21 protein-coding genes are annotated in these 20,625 nt (G+C 37.2%); 10 read left to right on the top strand and 11 right to left on the bottom strand.

What is annotated here, in order from left to right:
• The first annotated feature begins 75 nt into the window (after positions 1 to 75).
• Together pstB and phoU are read left to right on the top strand one after the other, a co-directional pair.
• Complete coding sequence (gene pstB / locus RT41_RS00480; protein WP_096816824.1) at positions 76 to 837, top strand: phosphate ABC transporter ATP-binding protein PstB; 762 nt, start codon at positions 76 to 78, stop codon at positions 835 to 837.
• Between the two features lie 131 nt (positions 838 to 968).
• Positions 969 to 1,622 (top strand): phosphate signaling complex protein PhoU, encoded by a 654-nt coding sequence (gene phoU, locus RT41_RS00485; RefSeq protein ID WP_054639028.1) that lies wholly within the window; start codon positions 969 to 971, stop codon positions 1,620 to 1,622.
• 28 nt (positions 1,623 to 1,650) lie between these two features.
• On the opposite strand, the gene RT41_RS00490 is transcribed toward phoU, so the two are convergent.
• Together RT41_RS00490 and serS are read right to left on the bottom strand one after the other, a co-directional pair.
• Positions 1,651 to 2,625: a S66 family peptidase gene (locus RT41_RS00490; protein ID WP_096816825.1), complete on the bottom strand. Its 975-nt coding sequence runs from the start codon at positions 2,623 to 2,625 to the stop codon at positions 1,651 to 1,653.
• 36 nt (positions 2,626 to 2,661) lie between these two features.
• The gene (gene serS / locus RT41_RS00495; RefSeq protein WP_096816826.1) at positions 2,662 to 3,933 is read right to left on the bottom strand and encodes a serine--tRNA ligase; all 1,272 of its coding nucleotides are present in this window, start codon (positions 3,931 to 3,933) and stop codon (positions 2,662 to 2,664) included.
• Positions 3,934 to 4,441: 508 nt separating this feature from the next.
• On the opposite strand from serS, the gene RT41_RS00500 reads away from it, so the two are divergent.
• Positions 4,442 to 5,092 (top strand): YitT family protein, encoded by a 651-nt coding sequence (locus RT41_RS00500; RefSeq protein WP_096817015.1) that lies wholly within the window; start codon positions 4,442 to 4,444, stop codon positions 5,090 to 5,092.
• Between the two features lie 10 nt (positions 5,093 to 5,102).
• On the opposite strand, the gene RT41_RS00505 is transcribed toward RT41_RS00500, so the two are convergent.
• Positions 5,103 to 5,459 (bottom strand): DUF956 family protein, encoded by a 357-nt coding sequence (locus RT41_RS00505; protein WP_054639027.1) that lies wholly within the window; start codon positions 5,457 to 5,459, stop codon positions 5,103 to 5,105.
• A gap of 93 nt (positions 5,460 to 5,552) precedes the next feature.
• Here RT41_RS00505 and RT41_RS00510 point away from each other — a divergent pair, with 93 nt between their 5' ends.
• Complete coding sequence (locus RT41_RS00510) at positions 5,553 to 6,209, top strand: YitT family protein (protein ID WP_054639026.1); 657 nt, start codon at positions 5,553 to 5,555, stop codon at positions 6,207 to 6,209.
• A 9-nt stretch (positions 6,210 to 6,218) separates the two neighbouring features.
• Here the strand turns inward: RT41_RS00510 and RT41_RS00515 are convergent, their stop codons facing one another.
• From RT41_RS00515 to RT41_RS00535, 5 genes are all read right to left on the bottom strand, one after another.
• Positions 6,219 to 6,611, bottom strand: coding sequence for a DUF956 family protein (locus tag RT41_RS00515; RefSeq protein WP_096816827.1), 393 nt, complete (start codon positions 6,609 to 6,611; stop codon positions 6,219 to 6,221).
• A 254-nt stretch (positions 6,612 to 6,865) separates the two neighbouring features.
• On the bottom strand, positions 6,866 to 7,921 hold the full coding sequence (locus RT41_RS00520; RefSeq protein WP_054639025.1) for a PTS system mannose/fructose/sorbose family transporter subunit IID: 1,056 nt from the start codon (positions 7,919 to 7,921) through the stop codon (positions 6,866 to 6,868).
• A 21-nt stretch (positions 7,922 to 7,942) separates the two neighbouring features.
• Positions 7,943 to 8,779: a mannose/fructose/sorbose family PTS transporter subunit IIC gene (locus RT41_RS00525; RefSeq protein WP_096816828.1), complete on the bottom strand. Its 837-nt coding sequence runs from the start codon at positions 8,777 to 8,779 to the stop codon at positions 7,943 to 7,945.
• A 19-nt stretch (positions 8,780 to 8,798) separates the two neighbouring features.
• Positions 8,799 to 9,791 carry a mannose/fructose/sorbose PTS transporter subunit IIA gene (locus tag RT41_RS00530; protein ID WP_096816829.1) on the bottom strand — a complete coding sequence of 331 codons (993 nt, stop codon included), beginning with the start codon at positions 9,789 to 9,791 and terminating at the stop codon, positions 8,799 to 8,801.
• Positions 9,792 to 10,090: 299 nt separating this feature from the next.
• Positions 10,091 to 10,300, bottom strand: a complete 210-nt coding sequence (locus RT41_RS00535; RefSeq protein ID WP_096816830.1) for a ferredoxin — start codon at positions 10,298 to 10,300, stop codon at positions 10,091 to 10,093.
• A 45-nt stretch (positions 10,301 to 10,345) separates the two neighbouring features.
• On the opposite strand from RT41_RS00535, the gene RT41_RS00540 reads away from it, so the two are divergent.
• The 3 genes from RT41_RS00540 to RT41_RS00550 all read left to right on the top strand — a co-directional run bounded on the left by RT41_RS00540 (position 10,346) and on the right by RT41_RS00550 (position 13,052).
• On the top strand, positions 10,346 to 10,870 hold the full coding sequence (locus RT41_RS00540; protein ID WP_054639024.1) for an SAG1386/EF1546 family surface-associated protein: 525 nt from the start codon (positions 10,346 to 10,348) through the stop codon (positions 10,868 to 10,870).
• A 27-nt stretch (positions 10,871 to 10,897) separates the two neighbouring features.
• Positions 10,898 to 11,560: a (d)CMP kinase gene (cmk, locus tag RT41_RS00545; protein WP_054639023.1), complete on the top strand. Its 663-nt coding sequence runs from the start codon at positions 10,898 to 10,900 to the stop codon at positions 11,558 to 11,560.
• A gap of 91 nt (positions 11,561 to 11,651) precedes the next feature.
• Positions 11,652 to 13,052: an LCP family protein gene (locus tag RT41_RS00550; protein ID WP_180752659.1), complete on the top strand. Its 1,401-nt coding sequence runs from the start codon at positions 11,652 to 11,654 to the stop codon at positions 13,050 to 13,052.
• A 96-nt stretch (positions 13,053 to 13,148) separates the two neighbouring features.
• Here the strand turns inward: RT41_RS00550 and RT41_RS00555 are convergent, their stop codons facing one another.
• The 3 genes from RT41_RS00555 to RT41_RS00565 form a co-directional block, all read right to left on the bottom strand.
• Positions 13,149 to 14,003: a sugar ABC transporter permease gene (locus tag RT41_RS00555; RefSeq protein ID WP_096816832.1), complete on the bottom strand. Its 855-nt coding sequence runs from the start codon at positions 14,001 to 14,003 to the stop codon at positions 13,149 to 13,151.
• A gap of 1 nt (position 14,004) precedes the next feature.
• Positions 14,005 to 15,369 (bottom strand): carbohydrate ABC transporter permease, encoded by a 1,365-nt coding sequence (locus RT41_RS00560; protein ID WP_096816833.1) that lies wholly within the window; start codon positions 15,367 to 15,369, stop codon positions 14,005 to 14,007.
• Positions 15,370 to 15,431: 62 nt separating this feature from the next.
• The gene (locus RT41_RS00565) at positions 15,432 to 16,676 is read right to left on the bottom strand and encodes an extracellular solute-binding protein (RefSeq protein ID WP_054639021.1); all 1,245 of its coding nucleotides are present in this window, start codon (positions 16,674 to 16,676) and stop codon (positions 15,432 to 15,434) included.
• A gap of 279 nt (positions 16,677 to 16,955) precedes the next feature.
• Here RT41_RS00565 and RT41_RS00570 point away from each other — a divergent pair, with 279 nt between their 5' ends.
• From RT41_RS00570 to RT41_RS00580, 3 genes are read left to right on the top strand one after another with little or no spacing between them, the layout of a single operon-like run.
• The gene (locus tag RT41_RS00570) at positions 16,956 to 18,698 is read left to right on the top strand and encodes a glycoside hydrolase family 13 protein (protein ID WP_096816834.1); all 1,743 of its coding nucleotides are present in this window, start codon (positions 16,956 to 16,958) and stop codon (positions 18,696 to 18,698) included.
• Positions 18,699 to 18,729: 31 nt separating this feature from the next.
• Complete coding sequence (locus RT41_RS00575; protein ID WP_096816835.1) at positions 18,730 to 20,325, top strand: glycoside hydrolase family 13 protein; 1,596 nt, start codon at positions 18,730 to 18,732, stop codon at positions 20,323 to 20,325.
• A gap of 3 nt (positions 20,326 to 20,328) precedes the next feature.
• Positions 20,329 to 20,598, top strand: coding sequence for a DUF1294 domain-containing protein (locus RT41_RS00580; protein WP_096816836.1), 270 nt, complete (start codon positions 20,329 to 20,331; stop codon positions 20,596 to 20,598).
• The last annotated feature ends 27 nt before the right edge of the window (positions 20,599 to 20,625 follow it).

The following is a 20,625-nucleotide window of genomic DNA, read 5'->3' on the forward strand; positions in this document are numbered from 1 at the left end:
GTCACTGCTGATAAAATTCGTGGTCAGTAGGGACAGCATTTACAGAACTTCCACTTCGAAGTTTTGGGAGAGAATATGACAAAAGAAGCAATTTTAACAATAAGTGATTTAAGTCTTTATTATTCTAAGAAAAAGGCATTGAATAGTATCACAATGGATCTCTATCCGAATGAAATTACCGCATTAATTGGTCCTTCGGGGTGTGGAAAATCAACGTTATTGCGTTCAATTAACCGGATGAATGATTTGATTCCAACTGTGACAATCACTGGCTCAATAAATTATAAAAATCGTAATATTTACAGTCCAAAGGTGGATACCGTGGATTTACGAAAAGAAATCGGCATGGTGTTCCAACAACCGAATCCATTTCCTTTTTCGATATATGAAAATGTGGTCTATGGTTTACGTTTGAAAGGCGTTAAAGACAAAGCAATTCTTGATGAAGTCGTTGAGAATTCATTGAAAGCAGCAAATATTTGGGATGAAGTAAAAGATATTTTGCATTCATCAGCCCTTGGTTTATCGGGAGGGCAACAACAACGGGTTTGTATTGCGCGTGTATTGGCTGTCAATCCGGATATTATTTTGCTTGATGAACCTACGTCTGCATTGGACCCTATTTCAGCTGGTCGTGTTGAAGAGACATTACTTGAACTGAAGAAAAATTATACACTAGTTATTGTAACGCACAGTATGCAACAAGCATCACGCATCTCTGACCGGACAGCTTTTATGTTGAATGGTGACCTCATTGAAATTAATGAAACTAATAAAATTTTCTTGAATCCAGAGAAAAAAGAAACAGAAGATTATATTGCTGGTCGCTTTGGATAATGAAGTCTTATTTTTATCCAATCATTCTGAGCTATCGCTTGAATGGTTAGATTTTTAAGTGAACCAATGAAGTTCAGATATTACTCAATAATTATGTTATACTAACAATAAGAAAGAAAAAGGATAAAAAGATGCTTCGTACACAATTTGAAGACGATTTGAATAAACTTCATAATCAATTCTATTCGATGGGAACTCAAGTTTCTGCTCAGCTCAACAAAGCTGTTCGTGCTTTTGTAAGCCATGACAGAGATTTAGCGGAAGAAGTGATTGTTGGTGATTTTGAGATCAATGAACAAGAAAAAAAATTGGAAGTTCAATCGCTAGAAATGATTGCCCTCCAACAACCCGTATCAGGTGATTTGAGAACGATTGTCACCGTACTTAAAGCGAGCTCGGACCTTGAACGTATGGGTGACCACGTTGCGTCAATTGCCCAAGCAACAATCCATCTGAAAGGTGAAGAACGGATTCACGAAGCTGAGGAAGATATTTCACTTCTTGGTGAAAAGGTAAAATCAATTGTTGACGCATCACTGAATGCCTATATCCAAGGCGATGATGTTCGGGCACGCGAAATTGCAGATCAACAAGTCATTGTTAAAGAAATGAATCATGAAATCGAAAATAAAATTCTCGAGGCCATGAGAGAAAATGCAGAAACAATTACTACAGGTAAAGAATACCTTTTGACCTTGGTATATCTTGAACGCATTGTTGGATATGCCATTAACTTGTGCGAATGGATTGTTTATCTTAAGTCTGGAACAATTGTTGAACTTTAAAAAAAAACTGTCAGTGATGACAGTTTTTTTATCCTCTCAAAATGTGAAGGTTCAGTGGATCGGTTGATATTTCAACATCCCCACCCAATGGAAATGTAAAAATAGGTTGCGTGTGTCCAAAATCAACATCGTAAATCACAGGAATATGACGCAATTGAGGGAATTTATCTAAAATGAAGTGTAAAAGGTCCCCAGTCATATTTGCCTCTTTTGGAAAACGACCGATTACTAGTCCGGCAATATCAGGATAAATTTGAAGGAAATGTGCAAGTTCCCTATCCCAGTCAAGGTAATCCTCACCCTCAGCATTTTCTAAAAAAGCAATGGGAGCGTGTAAGTGTATCTGTGAACTTGTACCAGTAATCAACATCAAGGTGTTTAAATTTCCACCTAAAATTGTCCCAGTCGCATTTCCGTCATTGTATACTTTCCATTCATTTTTAATGTAATTTCGAGGTATTTCTGGCAGATACCATTCGTCACTTGTGAAATAATCACTTGCGCTCAATTTGTAGCTTGAATCTCCACTGACTGCCTTTAGCCATTCATCAGTTTGAAATTCTTGCAATTCATTCATCAAAAAAGCAATATATCCAGGTCCGTAATATGTAACGAGACCTGTGTGAGCAAAAATTGCTTGATGGAGGGCTGTAATATCTGAAAATCCACAAAAAATCTTCGGATTATTTTTAATGACTTCCCAATTAATGAAAGGGAGGAGCTCGTTAGAATTGAATCCCCCAATTGTACAAAGCACAGCCTTTACATTTGGGTCAGCAAAAGCAGCATGAAAATCCTCTAATCGAGAAACAATAGAACTTGAATTAATTAAGTCATTTTCTAAAATATGATCACCAAAAGTAACTTTAAAACCACAGGACTCAATTCTTTTTTTTGCGATTAATTTTTCTTTGAATGAACCTGTACGCAATAATGATGAACTAGGCGATATGACTCGAATTTCATCTCCCATCTGTAACTTTTTAGGGAAAATTTTATCCATAGATAAACCTCCATCATGTCGATTTATTATTTCTGCTTATTTTGAAATGACTTCTAAACCACCCATGTATGGACGCAAAACTTCAGGAATTGTTACTGAACCGTCTTCGTTTTGGTAATTTTCGAGAATCGCAGCAACTGTCCGTCCTACTGCAAGTCCTGAACCGTTTAAAGTATGCAACAATTGAGTTTTCCCATCTTCATCACGGTAACGGATTTGGGCACGACGAGCTTGGAAATCTTCACAGTTTGAACATGAAGAAATTTCACGGTAAGTATTTTGAGCAGGAATCCAAACTTCCAAATCGTAAGTCATCGCTGCAGAAAAGCCCATATCTCCAGTTGAGAGTCTGATGACACGATAGGCGAGTCCTAATTTTTGCAAAATGTTTTCAGCATTAGCAGTCATTTTTTCAAGTTCATCATATGAATTTTCAGGTTTTGAGAATTTAACCATTTCAACTTTATGGAATTGGTGTAAACGAATTAAACCACGTGTATCACGACCTGCAGAGCCAGCTTCTGAACGGAAAGCTGGGGTCATCGCAGTAAAATATATTGGCAAGTCTTGTCCATCAATAATTTCATTGCGGTAATAGTTGGTCAAAGGAACTTCAGCTGTAGGAATAAGAACATAATCTTCATTTTTTACTTCATAGGTATCTTCTTTAAACTTAGGATATTGACCCGTACCAAACATTGAGTCTGCATTGACCATGTATGGAGTGATCATTTCTGTATAACCTTCTTTAGCGTGTTCATCTAACATGAAATTATACAAAGCACGTTCTAATCGAGCGCCTAATCCTTTGTAGAAGAGGAATCGAGCTCCTGTGACTTTAGCGCCACGGTCCCAATCTAAAATATCTAAAGCTTCACCAAGATCCCAGTGTGCTTTTGGTTCAAAATTAAATTCTAGAGTTTTTCCCCAACGACGTTGTTCCTCATTACTGTCCTCATCTGGACCAATTGGATCTAGTGGGTTAGGAATATTTGGCAGCATGACAATAATGTCATTTACTTTTGTTTCGATTTCTGCCAATTCAGCATCAATGATTTTGATGTCTGCAGAAACCTTTTGCATGGCTGCAATTTGTACTGAAGCATCACCTTTTGCACGTTTGATTTGTGAAATTTCATCAGAAACCGTGTTGCGTTGTGCCTTTAACTCTTCTGACTTAACAATCAATGCGCGACGTTGGACGTCGAATTTGTGTAGAGCCTCCAATTTTTCTTTGGCTACCCCACGGGTTGCTAATTTTTCAGCGACTTCGTCAAAATTTGAACGAATTTTTTTAATGTCTAACATTTTTTCTACATTTGATCTCTATGACTAGAAATCAGTTCCTTTCTATATTAATAAAAAAACCCCATTCCTCCTTAAAAAGAAGAAATAGGGCACTCAAAGTACGGTTCCACCTAATTTTCTGTCTTTTTTTCAACTAACAATCTAGTCAGCACTGACAGAATCTCTTGACCTCGTAACGTGAGAAAGACGTTCTTCTTTTCAGAAGAAAATAGTGAAGGAGAAAGAAGAGGTCTAACTTACCTGTTTACAGCAAACACAGGCTCTCTGAGAAGGTCAACAAAATCTATTCTTCAGACCATATTTTACCAGTTTTCTAAACTTTTGTCAAAAAAATAAAAAAACATTTCAGAAATTGCCAAAAAAATGTTATAATAAGATTATAAGTATTTTTTAGAATATGATAAAGATATAATTTATCATATATGAAACAATAATGCTAGTACAGTTAAGGAGATTCCAAGTTTTGAAAAAATTAAAAAAATATTATTCCATGAACAGTAAAAAAGGCCTGTCACTATTTAATGTAAGATTAGATCGTCGATTTTTTATTGACCTAATCATATTATTAGTCGGAGTTGGACTTTATGCCCTCTCAGTCAAACTATTTGTTATCCCAAATGAATTAGCCTCTAATGGCATCGCGGGATTGTCAGTATTTATGAATTTTGTTTTTGGAATTAGTCCATTTCTGACTGTCCTATTGGTCAATATCCCATTGTTCATTTTTGGTGGTAAATTCCTTGATAAAAGAGAACTTCTCTTGAGTTTGGTTGGTGCATCAGCAATGACCTTGTGGCTCATGGTCTTTGAAGCCGTCAATATTCCTGGAATTCAGTACAGTAATTTAATTTTGGCTGGTATTTCAGATGGTTTACTCTCTGGTCTTGGGGTTGGGCTTGCGATTCTCTCGCGCGGAACAATTGGTGGTTCACTCATGTTCAGCCGAATAATGGAAAGTCATACGAAGATGGAAATTGATAAAGCCCTCTTTATTATTGATGTGGTTGTAATGATCTTATCATTGGTGACATTTTTGGCCCTCCCAAATTTTGCAGTAACACTATTATCATGCTTCATTTTTAGTAAGGTGACACGACTCGTTGGTCGTAAAGAGTATCGTGCTGAAGTAAAAGAAAAATTAGCTTTTTTTAAAAGCTAATTTGGAACGCTTAATTCTTGAGGGAGAAAACAGATAGTAAATTTGGTGCACGGACAACGCGGTCTTTTCCAATGTGTTCGCGGATTAATTTCAATATTTTTCCCGCGTCATCAGAAATAAAGTTCAAGATTGTTTGACTTGAAGTTTCAATTGAAAAAGCATTTTTCAATTTTCCACGAACAGATACATTCATTTCTACTTTAACGATATCGTACCAAGCTAAGCTAATATTCTTACCCAGCCTTTTGTTTTTATACTCAAATTCAAAGCCTAAATTTCCTATCTTGATGTAGCCCTCCATTTGAGCCCCAAGAAAAACAGTTGCTGATGTTTTAAGCTCGATTTCATTATTCGCTAAATCAATCATTATTTCCTCCACGAAGTGTTTGTTACATTCTATTATATCACATCGTGATACACAAATTGTAACCCACCACGTTTCAATCAGAAAGGAGCCAATGTGACAATTCTCGATGTCAAAATTGACCAAAAATTTATGAAGGACTTATTCATACTTGTCCTTGGAGTAGGTCTGTATATCTTATCTGTTCAACTCTTTGTACTCCCTAATGAACTTGCAAGTAATGGTATCGCCGGTTTTTCTGTATTTGTAAACTTTGTTTTTAATGTTAATCCAGCACTTACTTTCTTCTTAGTTAATATTCCATTATTTTTATTTGGGTGGAAGCTTCTAACAAAACGTGAGCTACTCTTAAGTATTCCAGGGGCACTTGCAATGAGTTTATGGATATTGATTTTCGAAGCAATCGGCATACAAGGTTTCACTTTCGATCACATGATACTGGCTGGTATTTGTGATGGGATTCTTTCAGGAATCGGCGCAGGGCTTGTCGTTGTCTCAGAGGGAACTTTTGGAGGTTCCTTATTGTTAAGTCGTATCATGGAGGACCAATGGGAGATGGGGATTGACAAAGTCTTATTCGGAATTGACATCGTCGTCATGATGCTTTCATTGGTCACTTACTTGGCTTTGCCAAATTTTGCCGTTACTCTTGTATCATGTTATATTTTTAGTAAAGTAACGAGGTTTATTGGCCGAGTAGACTACCGAGTCCAGTTAATTAAAAGGATCAGAATGACTTTTAAAAGATATTAAAAAGAAAGCTTAGGCTTTCTTTTTTTTGGTAATTCTGTAATATAAATTTCTGAAAGCATCAGCAAATTTAGGAGCTTGTACAACCTTCTCATTTCCGAGGTATTCACGTAAAGTTTTTAAAATTTTGCCTGTTTCTTTTGATGAAAAACGTACTTTTTTTCCATTTTGAAGAACGATAGAAAATTGACGACCTATTTTCTTTTTTCCTCTGAAAGCTCTGCTTACTTCGCCTTCGACACGCAAAATAGATTTCCATGGAAATTGCATATTATTTTCCACGCTACGTTTATCAAAAAATTCGATTGCTTTGTCTCCAACCATGATTTGCCCATATTGTGCGAATCCTAGATATGCAACAGCTTCAGTTGTTAAATCAACTTTTGTATTTAAAGATTGAGCCAAACTTTCTCACTCCATTCAAAAAGATATGACGAATAGGTTGTTAGAGCCATTCATCCCTGTCTATTATAACATAATTATCGATGAATTATGAGCTAATATACGAATAAGATTTAATTAATCTACATATTTTTTAATGATACGGAGTAAAATAAACTTCTTTTTATGATTCCAAGCAGAAGGTCATCATACGAGATGATTATGATGTAAATAAAAAAGATATGAACAAGAAGTTCACATCTTTTTTTGTGTAGGGCTTAAGCCAAACCAGCAACGTGGAGCAAAATACCAAGAACGAACAAGCCGAGAATGATAATAAGTGGAGCGTTACGGTTTTTCCATTTACGCAAAATCCAGATAACGATGAAAGTCAAGATTAAGGCAACGAAACCAGGGATAAGTGAATTGAATACGTCAGTCAAAGTTTGTTGTTTGAATGGGTTCAATCCAAGTCCGCTGTTGCTCAAGAATGTTCCGAGTTGTGAACCAGTAATGTTGATATTACCCAAGTTTCCAACAGCGGCATAGTGAGCGCCTTTAGCAGTTGCATCAACGATTTGAGAAGCATCAGTAGCTTGCCAAATTGGAGCAGCAGCAGTACCAATATTGTGGGCATGGCTGATGTAAGCACCATTGTATGCACCATCTGCCAAAGGTTGTTTTGGAAGCATTGCGTTTGGACCAGTGAAGCTGATGTTAACCCAACGTTCGATCAATACACCCAAGATAAACATACCAAGGATGGATGCACCTTTGGTAACTTTTTGTAACAATCCACCACCAAGGTCAGAAGTAATAGCTGTACCTTGTTTGTAACCAAATTCTTGTGTATACCACAAGAATGCGATACGGATAGCATTCCAAAGAACGAAGAAGAGGATTGGACCTACGATAGAACCTGTCAATGCAAGTGAAGCACCCAAGGCACCGATAATAGGACGAAGTGTGAACCAGAATACAGGGTCACCAACACCGGCCAAAGGACCCATCATACCAACTTTAACACCTTGGATAGCTGCGTCATCAACTTCAACACCATTTGCTTTTTCTTCTTCAAGGGCAAGAGTTACACCGATGATAGGAGCAGCAGGGTATGGGTGAGTATTAAAGAATTCCATGTGACGTTTCAAAGCTGCTTTAGCTTCGTCAGAACCAGCTGGGTAGAATTTCTTCAAGGCTGGAATCATTGCATATAGGAATCCCAAGTTTTGCATACGTTCATAGTTCCATGAACCTTGCAAGAACATTGAACGCATCATTACTGAGAAACGTTCTTTCTTAGAAAGGTGAAACTTTTTATTTGTATTTTCCATTTTATAATTTCTCCTTTCCTATTAATAATCGTTCAAGATATCGCCGATTGGATCACCAGAACCACCAGCTACCCCAGCTAAACCTTTCTTGTCAGAAAGAGTCAAGTAGATAAGCGCGATTACAGTACCAAGGATACCCATACCGATAAGGGAAATTCCGTTAAGACCAGCTGCGTTTGGAGCAAGAGGAGCAAGAACGAAACCAAGGAAGAAGAATGGCCAGATTTCTGCAGTTGCCATGATGTTGATAACCATTGCGTAACCAACAACAACGACCATACCACCACCGACAGCAAGACCACCTTTAAGCCAGTCTGGAATAGCATTCAATGCATCTGCAACAACAGAGGCAGGAACGGCTGTGATGATAGCAGCAGGGATAGCGATACGCAAACCTTGCAAAAGCAAAGCGAACATATGCCAACCTTGAACACCAGCGTATGAACCACGTTCAGCAGCTGCATCAGCCAAGTGGATTGTACCAACGTTGATGAAACGAACAAGTGTTGTCAAAACGAGACCTGCAGTTGCAAGTACGATTGCTGATGCGATAAATGTTTGAAGATCTTGAACAGTAGGTGTACCTTTGCTCCAATCCCAACCTTTAACCATCAAAAGTGCTGATGCTACAGAAGCAAGAGCGGCATCAGGTGCGACAGCGGCACCGATGTTTGCCCAACCAAGGGCGATCATTTGAAGCGCACCACCAAGTAAGATACCTGCAGCCAAGTGACCAGTTACAAGTCCGATCAAAGTACAAGCAAGGATAGGTTGGTGGAATTGCCATTGGTCAAGAATTCCTTCGAGTCCTGCAAGGAACGCGACAAGAATGACTAAAATTATACTAATAGCACTCATTATAGCTATTTCTCCTTAATTATTTAATGTTAGCTTTGTCAATCAAAGCAAAAATGTCAGCTTTAGAATCAGTTGGGACTTTACGTACGTCAAATTTAACGCCTAAGTCACGCATTTTTTCAAAAGCTAAAACGTCTGTTTTATCTGCAGAAAGAACGTTGTTCAACATAGTTTTACCAGTTGAATGGGCCATTGAGCCTACGTTAATTGAAGAGATAAGACCAGGCACTGCTTCAACTATAGCAAGAGCATCTTCTGGATTTTCAAAGAGCAAGAAAGCATGAGTTCCACCGAAACGTGGATCTTTAGCAACTTCAATGAATTTCTTGATTGGGACAACATTAGCATGCACGTTTGATGGTGCAGCTTGTTCAATCAAAGTTTTACGCATTTCGTCATTTGCAACGTTGTCAGAAACAACGATGATACGATCTGCTTTTGAATCTGGTGTCCAAGCCGTAGCGACTTGTCCGTGAAGAAGACGTGTATCAATGCGGACAAGATTAATTTTAATCTTACCGTCACCAATGACAGTTCCTTCTGGGATTGCACCTTGGTTAGCAGCAGGTGCTGCAGTAACAGGGGCAATGTCAGCTGGTTGAAGGGTTTCAGGGAGAACACGAATGCCTTCTTTAGCTTCCTTCATAATGTTTGCCACTACTTTATCAATGCCAGCAGTCGCATCCATCATGCGTTCTGTGTAGGCTTGGATAAGCATTGGTAAGTTGAGACCAGTGATGATAGCAATTTTACGATCTGGATTTTCATTCAAAATCGCACTTGACTGATTAAATGGAGAACCGCTCCACAAGTCAGCAAGGATAAGTACATCATCTTCGGCATCAAAAGTTGCGATAGCATTTTCGAGCTTAGCATGTAAATCTGCAGGACCTTCGTTAGGCATAAAAGTAACTGTTTGTACTTTTTCTTGCTCACCGAAAATCATTGTAACAGATTGTTTAATGCCGAGGGCGAATTCGCCATGGCTCGCAATAACAATTCCGATACTCAATTGAGTAACCTCCTATATAAGTTTATAATAATAAAATCATTACTTGTTTATTATACTACACAATTTATTCTTAATCAACTCTAATCGTAAACGATTTCAAACTTTTTTGCTTATTTTTTAATGAGATACGCTTTTATTAAGGTGATATAAAGAAAAAAAGAGGATAAAAAAATTTATCCTCACTATTGCAAATAAAAGAACTATTTTATTTATGTGAAAAGCGAAAGTTATGGTAAAATAGTGGTAACAATTATTTTTTTATTTGTCACAAACGAAATGTTGAACGTGAAAATTACCTGTTAATTCTTCTCTTTTACAATTTGGAGAGCAGAAGTAGGACAAGATTTTACAGCTGTGATGTTTTCCATTGTTTCAGGAAAATCTTCCTCAAGGGCAGGAGTAGTGTAAAATTTGACAATTCCATTGTCATGGTAATCAAATGTTTGAGGGGCCTTGGTGTGGCAAAGTCCACAGGCGATACATCGCTCAGGTATAATTTTTATCTTCATAAAAAAATAATAATAAAAAAATACAAAAAAAGAAAGGAAAAAGTCGTGGGAACGAAAGAACCTTGGAACAATGAAATATATCAAGCAATGAAAGAAAATCCCGAAGATTTAAATAGGAAAGAAAGAACAAAGAATCAAAGTAAGAAACCATTAACGACTCGTTTTCTTACCTTCCTTGTAATCCTCATGTTTGTTTTAATTGGGTTAGGATTAACTTTTGTTTTATGGAACAGTGCATTGCAGGGATCAAAGCCCGTAAGTGCTTTTAATAACGGTTCAACATCGTCATCAGTGACAAGTAAAGCATCAGCAAGCTCATCATCATCAGCTCAGTCGACTGATTCAACCAGTACGAGTACTTCAACATCAACATCGAGTGCTACATCCTCAAGTTCTAGTGCTGCTATAGGGAGTACTTATACCATTGTTGCTGGTGATACACCAACAAAAATTGCTGCGAAAACAGGGGTTTCTTGGAGTGTTATTGCGAGTTTAAATAACATTTCGGCAGCTGGGTATAATTCTGATGGGTCAGCGATCTATGCTGGTCAAGTTATTAAATTGAAATAAAATCATTAAGAGTTAGTTAGGGAAAAAATGAAAAAGATTCAAATCGCAGTTGACGGTCCAGCTTCAAGTGGGAAATCAACCGTAGCCAAAATTATTGCACAAGATTTAGGCCTTATTTATTTAGATACAGGTGCCATGTATCGGGCTGCTACTGCAGTTGCTTTGAGAAATAATTTAAAAGTGGCAGCTGATATTATTGAAGAAATCAAAGCGAATCCAATTTCATTTAAAAATACAAGTCATGGACAAATGGTTTTCCTCGGGGAAGAAGATGTCACAAAACTCATCAGAACTAATGAAGTGACCAATAATGTCTCTTGGGTATCAGCCATTCCTGAAATCAGAACTTTTTTGGTGGCTGAACAACAAAGAATTTCTGACGAAGGGGGCATCATCATGGATGGGCGCGATATTGGAACGGTCGTCCTTCCCGATGCAGAACTCAAAATTTTCTTGGTTGCCTCTGTGGACGAGCGTGCTGAACGTCGCTATAAAGAAAATCAAGCGAAGGGAATCCCTTGCGATTTAGACGTATTGAAATCAGAAATAGCCGAAAGAGACCGTAAGGACAGCAGTCGTGCTGTATCACCTTTAAAACAAGCAGAAGATGCGGTCTTATTAGACAGCACTGGAATGTCAATAAAAGATGTTGTTGAGTTTATTGAAAGAAGGGCAAAAGAACTCATGTAGTTCTTTTTCTTTAAAATAAAGTAAAGGATTTTAAGCGCGTATCGTAATCTCATTTTGCATACAGATTAAAATTTGGTATAATATCATAGCAATGGATGAAAAAAAATTTAAACGACTCCAGTACTTAAATCAGAATGTTGATTATTTAAGTATTCGTGAACGTCAAGAATATTATGAATTACTAAATGAATATAATGCTTTGCAAGGCTACTCTACAAATGATTCTGACGAATATCGTGATCATTGGGAGAATTATTCCAATGAATACGAACCGGACGCATCTCCACAAGATTCGAGAAATTACAAAGAACCAAACCTCACAAATCGTTCTAGCTTGAAATCACGTCCTAAAAGTAAATTAAAACCCAATAAAAACCACAGGTCAGGGGGAGATCCTGAGCTTGGAAACCATCAGCCAAAGAATAAAAAGAAACGCAAAAAGCATTGGTTTAGATGGATTTTAACATGCTTGATTGTCATTATCGTGGTGATGATTGGCTTCTTTATCTATGGCTATAGCAGAGGAGTCCAGCATGAAGGAGGAACCATTAAAAATGAGTCCTTCACGGGGCAAACGAATTCTGATGGATCGACCAATATTTTAGTTTTAGGGGCTGATAAACGTCCAGGTCAGAGTGAAGATGTCGCTCACACGGATTCAATTATGGTGCTCCACATTTCTAAAGACCATAAGACCGTCCGGCTTGTCAGTTTTATGCGTGACACACTTGTGACTGTACCTGGGGTTTCAAGCTATTCGGGTAAGCCGAATGTCAAGATTAATGCAGCCTTTACAATTGGTGAGCAGTATTCTAAACAAGGAATTAATTTATTAAGTGAAACACTGAAAGAAAATTTTGGCGTCAACATTCAGTATTATGCCGTTTTAGACTTCTCTAGTTTTGCAACTGTGATTGACTCATTGTTCCCTAGTGGTGTTGAAATTGATGCTAAATTTTCAACTATAAATGGTGTCAAAATGACTGAAGTACCTGTTCCTGATGATTTAGCGTTAACCGAAGGCAAGGTATCCTCTGACAAGGTTTTATCAGCATCTCAAGCAGCTGCGTTAGGTTATCCTGATGGCGGTGGGATTTTCATGATGATCAAACAAGGAACTCAAAAAATGGATGGAAGAACGTTGTTAAACTATGCTCGTTTCCGTCATGATGATCAAGGAGATGCAGGGCGTGTAGCACGTCAACAGCAGGTTATGTCGACGGTTATAACAAAGCTAAAGAATCCATTAGTACTCTTCACTGGATCAAGCGCATTAGGTACAGCACGCGCAGTAACAATGACGAATATACCGAATTCATTCTTTTTAACAAATGGACTAGGAACACTCTTCGGGATGCAAGGTGGACTTAATTCCACAACGATTCCAGCAGTAAATGACTGGACTAACGCCTACGATAAATATGGTGGTTTAGGACTTTCAATTGATATGAACAAATATAAAACGTTGGCCCAAGAATTACTAGGTCAATAATAAATGTAAAAAGCTACCGAGATAGGCAGCTTTTTTCTACAAGAAAATATTAATATTGAAGAAAAAAACTAAGCACAAGAGCTTAGTTTTTTAATGTTATCCTTTATCTGCACCTGCAGTAATACCATTGACATAGAATCTTTGCATAACGATGAATAAAATCGTGATAGGGACTGCGACGATGATACATCCGGCAACGAATTGTGGGAAGTATCCACCAGCAGCACCTTTTGCGTTGGTCATCATATTTTGCAAACCATAGGCGACTGTCCAATTCTTTGGACTTCCTGTACCAAGTAAAATCATTGGGAGAAGGAAATCAAGCCAAGGGCCGATGAATGCCATCAAAGCTGTATATACGATGATTGGCTTTGAAAGTGGAAGTGTAATATGCCAGAAGAGTTGCCATTTAGTAGCACCGTCAATAATTGCAGCTTCATCAATAGAAGCTGGGATCGTATCAAGGAATCCTTTAAAAATATAGAATCCTAAACCAGCACCACCAACATAGATAAGGAGCAAACCAATTAAATTAAGCATATTGAATGCTTTCATGATATAGTACAAACTAACCATTGACATTAAACCAGGGAACATCCCAAGTATTAAAGCCAATTGCATATATGTTTTTTTCATCTTAAAGTGTAATCTTGATAGGGAGAATGAAACAATCAATACAAAGATGGTACTAATAATCATTGAAAGAACAGCAATTACAAAAGTATTAATCAACCAATTGCCGTAAGGAAATAATGGATTTTGGAAAATATTGACATAGTTTGATAACGTCCAATGCTGAGGAATAAATGTTTGAACAAAACCTGTCGTTGTTGAAGAAAAACTTGCTAGAATAATCCATAAAACAGGAAATAACCAGATGGCAGCCAACAATGTTAAAAGGGCGTATCTTAAAACTAAAGAAATTTTTTGTTGTGATTTATATGATTTCATTTTAATTCGACCCCTCCTTGAAAGCGTTAGTTCTACGGTATGTAATAAGTGAGAATCCTGCAACTACGATAAAGATAAAGATACCAATAGCTGAACCAATATTGTAGTTAGCAATTCCTCCCTTCATAGTCAAGTTGAATAACCAAGTGACAAGTAAGTCTGTTGATCCTGCTTGGTAGAAGTTCGCATTAAGTGGACCTCCGCCGGTCAATAGGAAAATAACGTTGAAGTTATTGATATTACCTACGAATTGCTGAATGAGAGCAGGTGTCATAACAAATAAAATTTGAGGAAGTGTAATAGAACGGAAAACTTGGAATGTGTTTGCTCCGTCAATTCTAGCTGCTTCAATCTGGTCTTGAGAGATGTTTTGAATGATTGCAGTTGCTAAAAGCATCGATACTGGAATACCAATCCACATGTTGACTAGAAGAACGGTCGCTTTGGCGAAAATTGGGTCGGACAAAAATGGAATAGGATTATTTGCACTGATGATATGCATGTTTTGCAGCCAAGTATTAATTGGACCACCATCAGCAAAGAACTGACTCATCATGAGCAAAGACATGAATTGAGGCATTGCAAATACTATTACAAACAAAGTTCTCCAAACGCCTTTGTACTTAATCCCTTTTGATTCAATAAGAAGAGCAAGTAGGACGCCGAAAAAGAATGTTGTAAAAGTTGCTAAGATGGCCCAGATGATGGTCCAAGCTAGCAATGAAAAGAATGTATATGCAATATTACCTTGAGTGAAAATTTTGCCGAAAGCTTCAAATCCAGTCCATGAGAAACCAATTTGGTGTTTAAAATCGTAGTTTGTAAATGCAACTAAGATATTAATCATGAGAGGGAGGACAGTGAAGATTAATATACCGATTAATGGAATAGCCATCAATGTCTGATGAATCCGCTCATCCATGAGTGATTTTAAGTCATCTTTTGTCGTAGGGATATGTTTTCCATCACGATTTAAAGCGTATAAATGCCTTGTAGATTTTAAGCTGACATAATAAATATAAATTAATAGTCCTACCACGATCAAGGCAAGCACACCGTAAAGCAAAATTGGTAGTGAAGCATCAGGTTGTACGGTTATAGGGTAACCTTGAGCATCAACGGTTCGGTGAATGGTTTTATTAACACCCAAATTCGACAATCCGCTAATTGTTGCTAAACCACCAAGAACAAGCCAAGCGAAGAAAACAACCTCAGTCAGTAAAAAAATAATTCCTTTTAACCACTGTTTGTTTTTTAATTGGGCAGCTCCCATAATTACAAAACTTAATTTTGTTGCAAGGTCTCCATTTTTCCAGACTTCTCTAAATGTTGCCTCGGGTGGAAGTAATTTTTTCTTTTTAAACATAGTATTACTCCTTTAATAAAACAAAGGGTTGGGCTTTGCCCAACCCCTTAAAAATTAACAAATTAGTTAGTTGCTTTTGAAATATCACCAACAAACTTAGTAAGTTGGGATTGGAATTGACTTGTTGGAGTCTTTCCAAGGTAAGCGTTTTGAATAATTGGAGCAGCTTCAGTCCAGAATGTAGCCATTTCAGGCATTTTTGGCATCAAAGTATCATTTGCAACTTGTTTAATTACAGCTTGAGCAACAGGGTCAGATGTGATTGTTGAATCTTTTTGAGCGTTATTTGCAACTGGAATTGCAGCTTGTTCTTTATAAAGAGTCATTTGAGATTCTTCATTTGAAAGGTATTGAGCAAGAGCATTTGCTGCAGCGATATCAGCTGATGGAGTTTTTGCATTGATTGCAAGAGTACCTACACCAGAGAAGGCTTGCATTTGTTTAGCACCTGAACCGAAATCAATTGTAGGCAAAGTGGTTACACCCATATTGTCTCCGAGGAATTTCTTGATGTTTGTGGCATCCCAAGGTCCGTCAAGAACAGCAGTTGTTTTACCTGCTTGGAAATCGGCAAGTAATGCTGAACCAGAGTTTTTGACCCCTGCATTTGCTTTTTGTTTAGCAAACCAGTTCAAAACTTCAACACCTTTTGATGAATCAGCATCTGTACCAGTCAAAGTTTCACCATCTTTACCAAAGAGCACAGTTCCATTTGAAAGGAATGCTGGATACCAGTTGTATGAGTTAGAGAAGTCTGTGCCAAGTGCTGTTGTAGCAGTGAAATCAGTCCAAGTAGTTGGTGCTGTTTTCATTTTGGCTTTATTGTAATAGATAACGTTAGATTGTTGGTCTTGTGGATATGCGTATACTTCACCTTTCCATGTTACTGAAGTTGAAGCGATATCAATGCCATTTGATTTAATCCAAGAGACTTGTTTAGCAGGAAGTGGATTAATATAGCCAGCCTCTGCAAGTGCACCAAGTTGGTCATTAGGAACTTTAAATACATCAGCGTATTTAGTAGGGTCCTTTGCGATATCTTGTTTTGCATTTGCTGAACCATTAGGGTTAGTTGCCACCGTGACAGTTACGTTAGGGTATTCTTTCATGAAGCTTTTGGCGAGTTCTTTGTAGCTTGGAACTGTGGCAGTATCAACCATCAAACTAACATTTCCTTTGATGTCCTTAGGACTTGTTGAAGAAGATGATGTCTTAGTTGAGCTTGTGCTGCTGTTTCCACAAGCTGCGAGTGTTGCGATTGCGAGAACAGATGCTCCGCCGAGTGCAACTTTTTTCCATGAATTCATTTTGTTTCCTCCTAATGAAAACGGTTTTAATTTTTACACTTTTAATTTTACGCAAACGTGTGCGGTTTGTCAAGCGAAAAAATATTACAATTGTGTTACATATAAAAATCATTTATTTAAAAGGTTTTTTATTATTTTAAGAAAGTGTTTTGTAATGTAAATGAATTAAATTTTCGTTAAAATGTGCAATCGGTTGCGTTTTTGAAAGCGTTGTGATAAAATTGCAACGAGCCATACTTCTGTGCTACTATTTTTTAACCACGAAGGAGATTTAAAATTATGAACAAAGCAGCAATTTATCATCGACCAGAATCGGAGTTTGCGTACTTATATACTAAAGATTTAGTACACATTCGTCTAAAAGGGGCCGTAAATGATATTGAAAGTGCTGAATTATTTTATGGCGATCCATACAATTGGATTAGTAATTATACTGCGTGGGGCAGTCAATCAATTCAATTAGAAAAATTAGTTTCTACTATAGAGAGTGATTATTTTGAAGCAGAAGTAACTGTTCCAACAAAAAGGATGGATTATCTTTTTGTCATTACTGACAAAAACGGTGAAAAAGTGGTTTACAATGATTTAGGAATTTTTCCATATGAAGAAGATTTTGTAACAAAAAAATACGGGGCTTTCCGCCTGCCTTATTTCCACGAAACAGATCGGTTTAAAGCGCCGGCGTGGGTTAAAGATACGGTTTGGTATCAAATTTTCCCTGAACGTTTTGCAAATGGAGATCCATCTTTAAATCGTAAGGACGTAAAACCATGGGATCCAACCGAAAGTCCAGAACGCCAGGACTTTTATGGTGGAGATTTACAAGGCGTGATTGACCATTTGGATCATTTAACCGACCTCGGGATCAACGGGATTTATTTTACACCGGTATTTAAAGCATTCTCGAATCATAAATACGATACAGAGGATTATTTAGAAATTGACCCAGATTTTGGAGATAAAGTAGTTTTTAAAAAATTAATTGATGCAGCTCACGAACGTGGGATCAAAGTCATGCTCGATGCGGTCTTTAATCACATTGGAGATATGTCTGATGAGTGGCAAGATGTTCTTAAAAACCAAGAAAAATCAAAATATGCAGACTGGTTCCATGTTAATCAGTGGCCTGCGACTTATACAAAAACGGATGATTTTGAAGTTGCAGAAAATCCAACATATGACACATTTGCATTTACGCCACATATGCCTAAATTAAATACAGCTAACAAAGAAGTTCAAGAATATTTATTGAAAATTGCAGAATATTGGATTAAAGAATTTGATATTGATGCGTGGCGTTTAGATGTGGCTGATGAAGTTGACCATGCCTTTTGGAAAAAATTTAGGACAACTTGTGACTCAGCAAAAAATGATTTCTACATTTTAGGTGAAATTTGGCATTCTTCCCAACCTTGGTTGGCAGGCGATGAATTTTCTGCTGTGATGAACTATGCCTATACTGAATCAATTAAAGATGGATTAATTGATAGAAAAATTTCACTCGAACAGATGGTGTCGAACATTAACAACCAATTGATGCTTTATCGGAAACAAACGAATCAAGTTATGTTCAATGTTCTTGATTCACATGATACAGCCAGAATTTTGACTGTTGCTAAGAATAATAAAAACTTAATGAAATTAGTTCAGGCATTCACCTATTTACAACCTGGTGTTCCATGTATTTATTATGGGGATGAATACGCTCTAACAGGAGGAATGGATCCGGATTGTCGTAAATGTATGCCCTGGGAACCTGAAAATCAAGATGAAAATATGTATCAATTCTTCAAAGAATTGGTGGCTTTCCGCCGTAAGTATGCAAATGTTTTATCAGATTCTCCACTGAATTGGAAAATCATTGATGATAAAAATGGAATAGTAAAATTTGAACGGGGTGAGCTAAAAGCAATATTCAACATCGGTGAGCGGGCAGCTTATTTCGTGGCGGATGATGTCATCTTTTCGAACTTAGTGGATGGAAAAAATGTATTGCAATATGGTTTTGTGATTTATAAGTAATAGTAAGAATTGACTTTTCAATGGAGGATATATGAAACAGCATTGGTGGCAGAAAACAGTCGTTTATCAAATTTATCCACGCTCGTTCAAAGATACAAATAGGGATGGTGTTGGTGATATTCAAGGAATAATTGAAAAATTAGATTATTTGTCCGATTTAGGCATTGGTGCAATATGGCTGAGCCCAGTTTATCAAAGTCCGATGGACGATAACGGCTATGATATATCAGATTATCGCGCCATCGCTGACATTTTTGGCACGATGGAAGATATGGATTTACTTCTTGATGCAGCAAATAAAAAGGGTATCAAAATTATCATGGACCTTGTAGTGAATCATACTTCTGATGAACATCAATGGTTCGTTGAGGCAGGGAAATCAAAAGATAATAAATATCGTGATTATTATATCTGGCGTGATGAGCCTAATGCGTTGACTTCAATTTTTTCAGGTTCTGCGTGGCAATTTGACGAAAAAACGGGTCAATACTATCTCCATATATTTAGCAAGCGTCAACCTGATTTGAATTGGGAAAATCCTAAAGTTCATGAAGAAGTTTATGACATGATGAATTATTGGATTGACAAAGGAATTGGTGGCTTCCGGATGGATGTCATCGATTTAATCGGTAAAGAAGTTGACCAACAAATTACCGGAAATGGACCAAAACTTCACGACTATTTACACGAAATGAATCAAGCGACATTTGGTAAAAAAGATTTGTTAACCGTTGGAGAGACATGGGGAGCAACACCTGAGGTCGCGGCGTTATACTCTGATCCAAAACGTGAAGAGCTTTCAATGGTTTTCCAATTTGAACACATTACCTCTAGTTATCCTGAAAATGGGGATAAGTGGTTTGCGGGTGAAATGAATGTTCCCAAACTCAAAGCGATTTTTGAAAAATGGCAAGGATTGAAGAACGGCTGGAACTCTCTCTTTTGGGATAATCATGACCTTCCTAGAATTGTTTCAAATTGGGGAAATGACAAAGAATATCGGGTTCAATCAGCCAAGGCTTTCGCAATTTTATTACATTTAATGAAAGGGACACCTTATATATATCAAGGTGAAGAAATTGGGATGACGAATTATCCTTTCCAATCTGCCAATGAATTAAATGATATTGAATCTCTTAATATGAGGCAAGAACGTTTGGCACAAGGCCATTCTGAAGAAGAAATCATGACCTCCATTCGTAAAGTTGGACGTGACAATGCACGAACACCGATGCAATGGTCTGATCAAGAAAACGCCGGATTTTCAGATGTTAAACCTTGGCTAGCCGTTAATCCTAATTATCATGAGGTTAATGTTGAATCTGCAATAGCCGATAAAAATTCAATTTATTATACCTATCGGAAGTTAATTTCGTTGCGTAGAATGAATGATTGGGTCGTACACGGAGAATTTGAATTGATCGAAACGGCAGACGAAGTGTTTGCATACGTTCGTAAATTTGAAGGTAAAAAATATTTAGTCGTTGTGAATTTATCTGACGAAATCAACCCTTTTTCGTCTGGATTTGTCATTAAGCACGAAATCATCCAAAATTATGAAAATAAAATTGAAGAATTGAATCTACAATTGAAACCTTGGCAAGCCTTTGCCTTAGAAGTGGAATAGCCTATGAAATTCGTTGAAATATTATTGATTGCCTTTGCTTTTTACAATATTATTGTTTTTGCATTCTATGCAATCGATAAATATAAAGCGATACATCATTTGTGGCGTATTCCAGAGCGTGTGCTTATTCTTTTAGCAGTCTTTGGTGGCGGAATAGGTGCCTTTCTTGGTGGACAAATTTGTCATCACAAAACACGGAAAAGCTACTTTTGGATCAGTTGGATTGTTGGCTTAATCGTAGATGTTGTAATTCTATATTTCTTATTGAAATAATTTTATTTGAAATATTTTTAGGAGATT

It is taken from the genome of Lactococcus fujiensis JCM 16395 (genome assembly GCF_002441655.1).
Lineage (GTDB): Bacteria > Bacillota > Bacilli > Lactobacillales > Streptococcaceae > Lactococcus > Lactococcus fujiensis.